Consider the following 12,168-nt stretch of genomic DNA (forward strand, 5'->3'; position numbering starts at 1 on the left):
TTTTCTGAAAATCTTACATTGATTAAAGTTGAAATGTTCTTAGGCCTTTGCCGCTTCTAACAAAAATACATGTGATTTCATTAGTAAAAAAAATAAAAACAGCCATGTAAAAGCTGTTTTTATTATCTATCAATTAAAAATACGGTTATTTTTCAACCTGAGGAATGTCAATAGCGATAAGCTGAAGTTTATATTCCTGTAACTGATGATGAATGGTTGACAAACCGTTGCTGAAGAATGATGATGCTTTAAAAAGCTCATGATAATATTCGATACCCTCAAGAACATTTTTCCTGAAAGCATTCCATTTTTTTGTCTGCGAATGGGTAATCTGTGCAGTGGATTCGGTGATTTCCTTTCTCAGATAATCCACATACATTTTTAATTCATTAATAAACATATTCGGACGTTGGTTGTCTGAAAGAATATTGGAGTTTCCGTAGATATGTTTTACCATTTCCGAAAGAGAAACTTCCTTATCAAAAAAGGCAATATTCGGTCCCGGACATATGACAACGCCTTGCTTTTCCCCTTTGATTTCCAGATTCTGCTCCATGTATGCAGCATTCACAAGTCCTACACACAGACACGCTTTATTCGTAATGTCGGATTTTCTTTTATTAAATTCCTTTTCTGTAAGGGTTTCCTTATTGTCGTACAGTTCTTTGAGTTTGATATCCTGGTATTTTCTGGAAGCGGTACAGGTTCCTTCCGGAGAAAATTCTTTGCTTAATGCCAGAAGTTTTTTGGGACACGAGCTTCCATATTTACCTTTTGCTTCTTTTTCAAACTTTAACCGTTCATTGGATGTTCCTTTTACTGTATTGAAAGGCACTCCTAAAGGCGAAATATTACTCAGATAGAAATCCTGTTCTTTTGATCGTAAAAGTAAATTTCTGGTTTCTGCATCTACCGATGTTGCTTCGGGTACCAACAAAAACGGAGAACCCCATCCTACGCTGTCTACATTATAATTTGCCAGTAAAAACCCGTGTTCTTCAGCAGTTCCTACTCCACCCTGAACGGTAATTTTCATTTCTAAAGGTTCGGAAACTACATGCTTTCCTTTTTGTTCCAAAGCAGCTGTCATTAAGGAATGGGCTGATTGTATCAGATCGTTTTTTTTCTGCTTGAATTCTTCCATGATAGGCCCGAGAAGCATTCCTTCAGTGGCAAAAGCGTGACCTCCGCAATTCAATCCGGATTCTATTCTGTATTCAGAAACCCATAATCCTTTTTTGGCCAGAAAGTTCCCCTGAATCATTGCAGAACGGAAATCGCTTACTTTAAGGATAATTTTCTTTTTGATGTTTCCGTTTTCGTCCGGGAAAAAATCTTCAAACTCCTCCATATAGCTGTACAAACGGTGATTCATCCCTGCAGAAAGAACCATTGATGATGATAATTTGCTTTTGGCAAATCCGCGCAGTGAGGCATGAGCATCATTATACATCACAGGAAGCTGTTCATTATTCTGATAGTTGTCTTTATCTACTTTCGTCATGATATTGACATCAATACTTCCCGGTTTTAAATTCGATTCAATGAAGTTTTTAATATTGGAACTCCAGTTATCTTTTTGATTGATAAGATTTTGAAGGCTGTTTTTGAGGTCTGATGTATTCGGAAGCATAGCCATGAATTCCTTCAAAGCTTCCTTGTTTTTGCTGATTTCCTGTTTGAAAGATTCAAATTTTTCATTCACGATATCATCTACCATATCCAGATAAGCGGTAACTCTTTTTGCTCTGTAATCTTCTGTTTTTGTTGAGATTCCGAAATAGTCAAGATTGAACTTTTTGTTGTAAAAGTTCTTCATTTTTTCCAGGATTTCATCATCAATAATAGAGATGACGGAAGAAATTCCATACTGGGCAACACGAATCGGGCTGTCTATGGTATAAGCCAGTCCCATTACCGGAATATGGAAATTGTGCAAAGGTTTTTGTGTCATAAAGTTTTGATAAAAGTTTTTTATTGTTCATCTAAAAATCTTTACAACTATTCACTTCTTAAAAATATTATTTTAAAATGAATTATGCGTCAAATAGTATTTTAATTATTGAAAACATGTCAAATGTCATTTTTTTAATTGTTTGAAATAAAAAAGATCAGCTGAATAACTGATCTTTTCTTCTTGTCTGTTTTATTCTAACCACAAAAGTCACAAAAGTTTTTGACACTTAACTTCTTTTCATAAGAACCTTGCTTAAACATAATAAGTACACCTAAGTTTTTGAAAATCTTTGATTTTCGCTTATGTGAAATTTTTCTACATCATTATTTTCAGCTTAGTTAAGTGGCTAAAGTGTTTCAAAATAAAAGCTTTTGTGTCTTTTGTGGTTTCACATTAATTATTCTGCTTTGTTTTTAAGCATCATCAGAAGACTGTAAGCCCCTTTCTGTACAATTTTCTTATCCTTTAAAGCATCTGCTTTTACAATCTCCGTAAACTGATCGTCAGCAATTCCGGTGACCACTGGAATCATTTTGTAATTGGATTTTCCAAGGTCTTCAAAAACATAATTTTTGTTTTCAAAAGAAACGATCGCTTCGTTGGGAAGTCCCTGAGTGTAACGGCCGCTGATATTGACTTCGGCATTCACATACATTCCTTTTACAAATTCCCTGTTCACAGAAGATAATCTGGCGATTGCGGTTGCAGAACCGCCGTTTTCGATACTGGGAACTACACTGACAATTTTAGCATCGGATTTCACATCCGGATTCTGATTGTTGTACACCAGAATTTCCTGCCCCACTTTTACATCATTCACATCATTTTCAAAAACCTTTAATTCTAAAAGTAATCCAGCTGGATTAATCAGCTCAAATAAAGTATCTGCCGGGTTGATATATTGTCCGTTATTCACCAGAATTTTGCTTACAAAACCTGTAAAAGGAGCATAAATGTTGATTTTACTTCTGATATTTCCGGTAGTCAGACCTTTGGCATTAATTCCGATGATTCTCAGTTTTTCCTCAAGTCCTTTTAAAGTAGCATTCAAAGTAGAATAATCTGCCTGAGCAGTCTGCAGGGTTTTGTCACTGCTGGCTTTGCTTGTATTCAAATCTTTCTGACGGTTGAAATTCAGTCTTGCCGCTTCGAGCTGAGCTTTGGTCACCAGATAATCCTGCTGTAACTGTATAAACTGAGGGTCTTCTACTACTGCAAGCACTTGTCCTTTGCTGAAATGACTTCCATTAATGACATTGATCGATTTGATATGTCCACCCATGATACTGGAAACCAAACTGATATGAGATGGTGCAATTTCTGCCTTTCCGTTGAGCCTTACCAGCTTTTCCATATTCCTGTTCTGAATACTGGTTGTTGTTAACCCTACAGACTGAATCTGTTTTTCTGTAAGATGAACAGAGTTTTTGTCGTTCTTGGAAAATTTGGTGTTTTCGTAAACCGTTTTTTCTTCTTCTTTTTTACCGGAACATGAAGATAAAGTAAGGATGAAAGCAAGGCTGTATAGTGGTATATTCTTGAAATGCATGATATATTATTTTGAAATTAGGAATTGAAGTTCGGCTCCCGTTTGATTAAGCTTTTCCAGCTGATCAATATAATCTGCTTTGGTTTTTACGGCCTGATTCACAAGTATGACCCAGTCCAGATAATCTATTTCCCCCACTTCCATCTGTTTCTGAGCCGTTTTTAGAATAGTTTCAGATTTTGGAAGCTGTTTTTGGTCATAATTTTCGATGATCTGCTGTTGGTTCATATAGGTAGTCAACTGTTGTTTCAATCTGTTTTTAAGTTCAATTTCTTTTCTCTGGTACTGATTCTCGGAGATGGCTATTTTTGCCTGTGCTGCCTTTGCCAAAGCTCTCTGTCCTTTGGTGAATAGTGGTATTCCTACTCCTATCTGAACCGAATTGAACCGATTATTATTGATGTTTTTCATACTTTGATTGGTGTATCCTATAAGAAGATCCGGAAGCAGCCTGCTTTTTTCAAGCTGTACTTCTGCCTCTCCTACTTTGATCTGCTGCTGCAGATATTGAAGCTCAGGATGCTGTTGTACCATTTCTTCTGAAATCTGTAGACCAATATTCATCGTGGGACGATCGGCAACTGGTTGGTATGGAACCTCTGACTGAAGTAATAACTGAAGCTGAAGTTTTGCAATATTCAGGTCGTTTTCTAACGTATTCAACTGTACTTTGATCTGTTCTTTCTGGATTTCTGCGGTGGATTCCTCCAGAATATTCGCTTCTCCCTTTTTTAATCTTAATCCGGCTTTGTCTGCAAAATTATTGTAAAGCTGGCTGATGTATTCAAGCACTTTTTTCTTTTCCTGAAGCACCAGTATCCTGTAGAAAACGTCTGTCACTTCCTTGGTAAGCTGTGTTTTGGTCAGATTCTGACTGATGACACTGGCAGACCATTCAGCATCCAGCATCTGTTTTCTTTTTGAATACACCGTAGGAAAACTGAACCTCTGTGAGATCCCGAATGAATTATCGGTTTCCTCACCCTGAATTTGCCCAAATCCTCCGGTAATTTCCGTCTGGGGAATATCCAGATAACTGGCTTTCAGTTTTTCCTGATAATCTGAGACTAATTTTGAATTTTTAAGAGTACCATTCTGCTGGTATGCTTTTTCCAAAGCCTGATCATAGGTAATATTTTCCTGAGCCTGATAAGTTCCAAAGGATATTAACAACAGGAAAACAGACATTTTTTTATAGTTGAGTTTTTTTGAGAATTTCATTTTATCTTTATTAATATGTTCAAACAGGACGTATAATATCGGGAGTACAAACAGGGTTAAAAGGGTGGCAAGCATCAATCCTCCGATCACCACCGTTGCCAAAGGTCTCTGTACTTCTGCTCCTGCACCGTTGCTGATGGCCATTGGAAGGAATCCCAGAGAAGCCACAAACGCAGTCATTAAGACCGGACGAAGCCTGATTTTTGTACCTATCAGTACAATTCTGCTGGTGTTGTTTATTCCGTTCTTTTTCAATCGGTTAAATTCTGATATTAAAACAATTCCATTAAGTACGGCAACTCCAAATAAAGCAATGAATCCTACCCCGGCGCTGATGCTGAAAGGCATTCCTCTCAACGCCAGAAAGTACACACCTCCTATCGCAGATAATGGAATAGCAGTATAGATTAATAAACTGTGTTTTACTGAACCGAAAGCAAAGAATAGTAACAGGAAAATCATCACCAACGAAATAGGAACAGCAATTCCCAATCTTGCTTTGGCTTCATTTAAGTTTTCAAAAGCTCCTCCATAAGAAATGGTGTAGCCCGGTGATAATTTCAGGTTTTTATCTGCTTTCTGCTGAAGTTCTTCCACGATACTCTGAACATCTCTTCCTCTCACATTAAAACCTACAATAATCCTTCTTTTAGTATCTTCCCTCTGGATCTGGTTCGGACTGTTTTTAAGCTCTACTTTAGCCAATTGTGACAAAGGAATCTGTTCTCCTGAAGAAGTTGGAACCAAAAGATTCTGAATGCTGGTAATATCTTTTTTATGTTCATTATCCATGCGGACAACGATATCAAACTTTTTCTCGCCTTCATACAAAGCACCTGCGGTCTGCCCTGCAAAAGCCATATTAATTACCCTGTTGATGTCCGCCACTGAAATATTGTATCGGGAAAGTTCCGAACGGTTATAATCAATCACAACCTGTGGAGCGCCTACTACCGGTTCAATATAAAGATCCTGAGCACCTTTTACGGTATTGATGATGCTTCCAATCTTTTTGGCATACGTGGCAAGACTGTCCAGATCTTCGCCGTAGATTTTACAAACCACATCCTGTCTGGCTCCGGTCATCAACTCATTGAAGCGCATTTGTACCGGAAACTGGAAACTGGTGGTGAGGCCGGGAATAACGCTTAATGCTTTGCTCATTTTGTCAGAAAGTTCAGGAAATGTTGTTGCGGAAGTCCATTTCTTTTTAGGTTTTAAAACGACGATCATATCTCCGGAATCCATCGGCATAGGTTCTGTAGGAATTTCTGCACTCCCAATTTTCATGACTACTTTTTCTACTTCAGGAAACTGTGTTAAAAGAATATGCGCTGCCTGTGTGGTGGCTTTCTTGGTTTCATTGATATTACTTCCCTGAAGGATTCTCATTTCAACAGCAAAGTCGCCTTCCTCCAGAGACGGAATAAATTCTCCACCCATTCTGGAAAGAGTAAAAACAGCACCTGCAAACAGAATCAACACGCCAATGATGATCGTTTTTCTGAATTTAAGAGCTTTCATCAGTAATCGCTGATGTCCGGTTTCCACTTTACCCATGACGCGGTCCGAGATGTTCTCTTTTTCTTTTTTCTTTCTGCTCAATACCAGAGAACTCATCATCGGAATATAAGTGAGGGAAAGAATAAATGCTCCGATTAATGCAAAGGCAACGGTTTGAGCCATAGGCTTAAACATTTTGCCCTCAATTCCCTGAAGCGTAAAAATCGGAAGATATACAATTAAGATAATGATCTGACCGAAAACCGCACTGTTAACCATTTTGGTCGCAGAGCTTGAAACCTGGTCATCCATTTCTTTTTTGGTGAGCATATTGTCTTTCCCAAAATGCTTTTTATGGGCAAGCTGATGCAGCACGGCTTCCACAATAATAACGGCACCGTCTACAATAAGACCGAAATCCAGCGCTCCAAGGCTCATCAGATTTCCTCCAACCCCGAAAATATTCATCATGATAATGGCGAAAAGCATGGCCAAAGGAATAACGGAAGCCACCAGTAATCCTGCTCTGAAATTTCCTAAAAATAATACCAGAATGAAAACAACGATCAAAGCTCCTTCCATAAGGTTTGTTTTTACAGTACTGATGGTATTATTCACCATTTTAGCGCGATCAAGGAAAGGCTCAATCACTACTCCTTCCGGTAAGGACTCCTGAATTTTTTCCAGTCTTTGCTTGATATTTCCGATAACGACATTGGCATTTTCTCCTTTCAGCATCAGAACAATTGCTCCGGAAACCTCTCCGGTGTCATTATAAGTCATAGCACCATACCTTGTTGCATAACCGATCTTCACAGATGCTACGTCTTTAATATGCACAGGAATTCCTTCTTTCGTTTCCGCTACCTGAATGCTTCCGATATCTTCTGTACTTCCCAGAAGTCCTTCGCTGCGGATAAACAGAACGGTTTCTTTCTTTTCAATATATGCACCTCCGGTATTCTGGTTATTCTTTTCCAACGCTGCAAAAACATCGTTGATGTTGATGTCAAATGCCTGTAATTTATTAGGATTAATGGCAATTTCATATTGTTTCAGTTTGCCTCCGAAGCTGCTTACATCCGCCACACCTTTGGTTCCGAGAAGCTGTCTTCTGACCACCCAGTCCTGGATAGTCCTCAGTTCAGTTTCATCATATACATTTTCGTATCCTTTTTTTGCCCGTACCACGTACTGAAAAATCTCTCCCAATCCTGTTGAAATAGGACCTAATTCAGGTTTACCGATTCCTGCCGGTATATTGTCCTGAACAAGCTGCAATCGTTCCTGAACCTGTTGACGAGCCCAATACACATCCGTCTTATCATCAAAAACTACAGTAACTAATGAAAGTCCGAAACGGGAGAAACTTCTCAGCTCTGTAATTCCGCTGATATTGCTGGTGGCCTGTTCGATAGGAAACGTAACAAGACGTTCTATATCTGCTGCACCATAAGAAGGAGCAGTAGTAATAATCTGAACCTGATTATTGGTGATGTCCGGTTGGGCATCAATGGGAAGTTTAGTGGTTTCATAGACTCCAAAAAGGATGAGAGCCACTGTAAACAGAGCAATGATGAGTTTATTCTTTACAGAAAACTCAATAATTTTATTTAACATGGAAAAACTATTAATTGATAATCCGGAATGCTTTATAAAAGCTGAAATTCTCCCACAACGTAAAGTATCAAAACAAGCGTTTGTAACTTTTCAGGTTAAGGCTTAAGCATCAATACAACGCATTACGGATTAATTGATATGTAACAAAAATTCACTGCTTTAGGTAAGAACATAAAGCATTAATTTTCAATGTGAAGTCGATTAAGAAAGCCGCGGTGGCTGGAAAATCTGAGAAAGGTATTGGTTGGAAAAGTCTTTTTCCTTGTAAATACTGCTTTTCTTTGAAACAGTAATTTCCTTAGGTTTTTTTATTTCGAATGAAAGCTCCGGAAGCTGTGCGTGTACGGTAAGTACGATAGGTGGATTGATAAACGGCAGTTTCTGATCGGTATCCCAGTCTGAATCCTCTTTGTGGTTATCATAGTGCTCCATTACAAATTCTGAAAAGCTTCCATGGTATTCCATGAAATGTTCCACAAACATAGGCACTTTCAGTACTTCCCCCGCATTGGTGGTAGCCAGCACATACATCATTGAACATAATATGGAGAACCATTTTAACATGAGTGCAAATATAGGGCTTAAATTTTTTCTGAATGGGCTTTAGTATTAATTTTTTGAGAATTTTAGCCAGTTTAAAAGCAGTTTAAATAATTAATAACTCTTCGTAAAAATGTTAGGTTTATCAAACAAAAAATCAAAGCCTTGACTTCAGTCTGCTCAGTGTCTCCTGTGAGATATTAAGATAGGAAGCCACCAGTTTGTTGGAAAGCCGGCGTACAATAATCGGATTTTCTTCCAGTAACTGTTTGTATTTTTCAAGAGCATCCTGCACCATAAAAGACATCAGCCTTTTAGTGTTGGCAATACAGGCAATTTCAATATAAATTCTGTAAAATTTTTCCCACTGAGGGATAATGTCCAATAAATGATAAAAATCCTGATGGGTAATATAATAGACCTCCGAATCTTCTACTGCCTGAAGAAGTTCATCAGAAGGTTCTGAAGTAATAAAGGTATGAAGCGCTGTAGCGAACTGATTTTCAAAAGCAAAATATCTTGTAGAATCCTGCCCTTCCTTATTAATGTAAAATATCCGTAAACAGCCTTTTACAACAAAGAATGTTTTTTTGGGAGAATGAACATTGGTAACGAGAAGCTCGTTCTTTTTTAATTTGACAGGTTTGAAATAAGAAAGAATAACTTTCAATTCTTCATCTGTTATTGATATTTTGCTTTTAATATATGAAACTAATACGTCTTCCATTTATTTAAATCAGTCACCGCAAATGTAGCAATAAATATGTTAAAAACTTATTGCTGTTCCTGCTTCTTAAGTGCTTTCAGCAGTTTTTCCTTCCGGTTGCCCTGCTCTCCAATAGGAACAGGCGTATAGGGCATGGGTGTCCCATTTCAGGTTTGTTTTAAAATAGGTGCGAAGCTCATGTACAGTAGTATATTCTGCAGCGATGTAAACATATTCTTTCAATACACCTGATGGAAACTGAACAGATTTCACCACTTCGGCAAGCCTGCTTCCCTGCTCGGGATGAGGATTGTACAGCCATTCAACTGAAATATCTGCTGCAGAACAAAGCATAAGCTCATCCTCTTTACCTGCCACTTCCAATATTATTTTTGCTCTTACATAGGATGGAAACTGTTCTGCGATGGCGCAAATAACAGGCAGTGCGGTTGCATCTCCCACAATCAGGTAAAAATCCGCATCAGGAATTAAAGGTCTGTTACTTTCTTTCATCCCTACTTCCAATACATTACCAGGATTGGCTTTTAATGCCCAGGCAGAAGCTGGTCCGTTGTCACCATGGGCGACAAAATCAATGCTTAATTCCCGGTTTTCCAGATCAATCTTCCTGTTGGTGTAGGTTCTGACAAGAGGAGTACTTCCCTCTTCAGCCGGGATAAAAATTTTATTATTAGAACCGGAGCGTACATGAGACAGCAATTCAGCCTGGCTATCATCAATATCAAATATTACACGGATAAGATGCGGCGTAAGATATTGCTTGTTTTTAACGATAAATGCAGAACGGATTTTTTTCGTTTTTTCTGCCTGAATTATTATAGAATTTTCCATTTTTTATTTTTTATTAAACAGTAAAATAATGATAGACACTATACAGCTGATGCCTCCGAAGAGATAAACGGTCTGGTAATCAAACCAGCCTGCAATTAATCCTGCAATGGGGCCTGCGAGACCTAATGAAAGGTCAACAAATGCTACATAGGCTCCTAATGCTGTTCCTCTCATCTGCGGTTTTACTTTTTGAATGGCAAGAACTCCCAAAGCTGGAAAAACCAGTGAAAATCCGGCACCTGTCATCCCACACCCGATAATGGCCAATGTTTTGGATGCAGAGGTCCAGATCAGCATTTGTCCGGCCACTTCGATAATCAGAGAGATTAAGGCTATTGTAAAACCACCGTATTTATCCGGAAAAGAAGCAAAGAAAATTCTGGTCAGCACATAACATGCTCCAAAAACCATAAAGGACAGTGAAGCATCACCCCAGTTTTTTTGGGAGAAAAACAAGGCAATAAAAGAAGCAATACATCCAAATGCCATTGATGAAAAAGCAAGGCTGAGTCCCTGACCGGATATGGCACCAATTACTTTGTAGAAAGGAGTTCGTACATGATCTTTATCCACGGCCACAGAAGGAAGTTTTGCTGTAGAAAGCCAGCTTACCAGCGGAAGTAAGGCAATAAGAAGAAAAGCAGGCAGGATATTGTATTCTTTACTTAACCAGATGCTAATGGGAGCTCCGATTGCAATTCCTGCATACATCGCGATACCATTCCACGTCATTACTTTGCCTGAGCTGGAATGGCCTGCGAGGCCTATTCCCCAGGTTAATGCACCGGTAACCAGGAAACTTTCGCCAATCCCATGAATAATTCTTGCTATCAAAAGGAAGGAAAGGGCCAGGAAAGGATGCGCCTGAAATAATACAGCCATTATATAAAAGATCCCGGCAGCAATGGCTAATATTACTCCCGACATTTTACTTTGCTTGGCACCTCTGGTATCTGTAATTTTTCCGGAATAGGCTCGGGTTAAAAGTGTAGACAATGACTGCAGTCCGATGACAAGACCTACAATAATACTGTCAAAACCTAAAGTGTTCTGAACAAATCCGGGAATTACTCCCAAAGCAATTCCTATGGTAAGATACACTCCAAATACCGAAATGATAATAGGAACAATCGCCTGATAGAAAGTAATAGTTGGTCCCTTTTCTAATGTTGTACTCATAAATTTTGTTTAAAATATTCGGGTGCAAAGGTCTCCGAACAATCAACACAAAACTTTGATCTAAGTCAAAAAAGGTACAGCCATTTAATCAAAATCCAGAAAACTATCAGTAAGCTGCTTCCACTGTATTTTTGCAATTCCCATCATTCCCCCTATAGCAATCGCGAAATTTCTGATGACATCCAGAAACTTAGCATTTCGGTTAGGTCTTTCATTTCGGCCGTATACAGCTGCTTGTAGATAATCGGTACTTCTGGATATTATGAAGGTTGAGCTGGCTGCAGAACTATAAAAATGAGCAATGTGACCGCTTTTCTTATTTTGAGGATTTACTGAAGGTTCGCATGTTATGGATAGGCTCTCTGAAAAACTATCCTCATAGAAACAGATATCTGTTATTTTTACCCAATCATATCCTTTTGCCTCTGCTTCTCCCGGGCCAGGAATATCAATCCGGATAAAATCTCCTATCAGAGGTTCGCGGTCGACAGGATCACCATTAAAATTATGCAGTTTAAATGCTGCAAATGCTTTCCCGCTGTAACTTTCCCATTGATTAACTGAAAAAAATCTTTTTTTTAATATTTCAAATTTTTCCGGAATCAGAGCCTGGTCAAATACTTTTCTGCTTTCCGTGTCATGAAAGCCTCCTGATTTTTGTGCAGGAACACCCTTAAGTATTTTTGGAATCATATTAGATTTTTAAGCAAAGTAGCATAAAAAACGTACAGAATTTATGCGCAGGATCATATAAATAGTTAAACAACTGTTTGAATACTAGCCGAGATAAGACATATTTTGACAATAATTCACTTTTTGGTATTTCTTCATTTTGGTTAAAAATCGTGTGTACAATTCTTCAGATGGCGAATTATATTTATTAGCATAGGTTTTTGTGTTACTAATTTCGGAATCTCAAAGAAATTAGGAAAGATTTAGGAAATAATTATTTTTTGATAAAATCCATAATTTTTAAAAAAAATAAGCTTATGATGTTTTGCATAACATGATTTTTGTTTATATTTGTGAATCGAAATAATT

8 protein-coding genes are annotated in these 12,168 nt (G+C 38.1%); all 8 read right to left on the reverse strand.

The features are described 5' to 3' along the window. Nucleotides 1–145 precede the first annotated feature (145 nt). Nucleotides 146–1,954 carry a hypothetical protein gene (locus tag AC59HC_RS12710; RefSeq protein ID WP_496558722.1) on the reverse strand — a complete coding sequence of 603 codons (1,809 nt, stop codon included), beginning with the start codon at nucleotides 1,952–1,954 and terminating at the stop codon, nucleotides 146–148. 400 nt (nucleotides 1,955–2,354) lie between these two features. Then, nucleotides 2,355–3,506: an efflux RND transporter periplasmic adaptor subunit gene (locus AC59HC_RS12715; protein WP_202840329.1), complete on the reverse strand. Its 1,152-nt coding sequence runs from the start codon at nucleotides 3,504–3,506 to the stop codon at nucleotides 2,355–2,357. A gap of 6 nt (nucleotides 3,507–3,512) precedes the next feature. Next, nucleotides 3,513–7,850, reverse strand: a complete 4,338-nt coding sequence (locus tag AC59HC_RS12720; protein ID WP_496558723.1) for a CusA/CzcA family heavy metal efflux RND transporter — start codon at nucleotides 7,848–7,850, stop codon at nucleotides 3,513–3,515. Nucleotides 7,851–8,051: 201 nt separating this feature from the next. Then, nucleotides 8,052–8,414, reverse strand: coding sequence for a hypothetical protein (locus AC59HC_RS12725; protein ID WP_131797460.1), 363 nt, complete (start codon nucleotides 8,412–8,414; stop codon nucleotides 8,052–8,054). A gap of 133 nt (nucleotides 8,415–8,547) precedes the next feature. Further along, the gene (locus AC59HC_RS12730; RefSeq protein WP_062669523.1) at nucleotides 8,548–9,117 is read right to left on the reverse strand and encodes a Crp/Fnr family transcriptional regulator; all 570 of its coding nucleotides are present in this window, start codon (nucleotides 9,115–9,117) and stop codon (nucleotides 8,548–8,550) included. A 66-nt stretch (nucleotides 9,118–9,183) separates the two neighbouring features. Continuing rightward, nucleotides 9,184–9,948, reverse strand: a complete 765-nt coding sequence (locus AC59HC_RS12735; protein WP_227942121.1) for a siderophore-interacting protein — start codon at nucleotides 9,946–9,948, stop codon at nucleotides 9,184–9,186. Nucleotides 9,949–9,951: 3 nt separating this feature from the next. Next, nucleotides 9,952–11,127 carry an MFS transporter gene (locus AC59HC_RS12740; protein ID WP_496558724.1) on the reverse strand — a complete coding sequence of 392 codons (1,176 nt, stop codon included), beginning with the start codon at nucleotides 11,125–11,127 and terminating at the stop codon, nucleotides 9,952–9,954. 84 nt (nucleotides 11,128–11,211) lie between these two features. Next, on the reverse strand, nucleotides 11,212–11,820 hold the full coding sequence (locus AC59HC_RS12745) for a hypothetical protein (RefSeq protein WP_202840321.1): 609 nt from the start codon (nucleotides 11,818–11,820) through the stop codon (nucleotides 11,212–11,214). Nucleotides 11,821–12,168 lie beyond the last annotated feature (348 nt).

The organism is Chryseobacterium sp. DZ-32 (assembly GCF_059587025.1).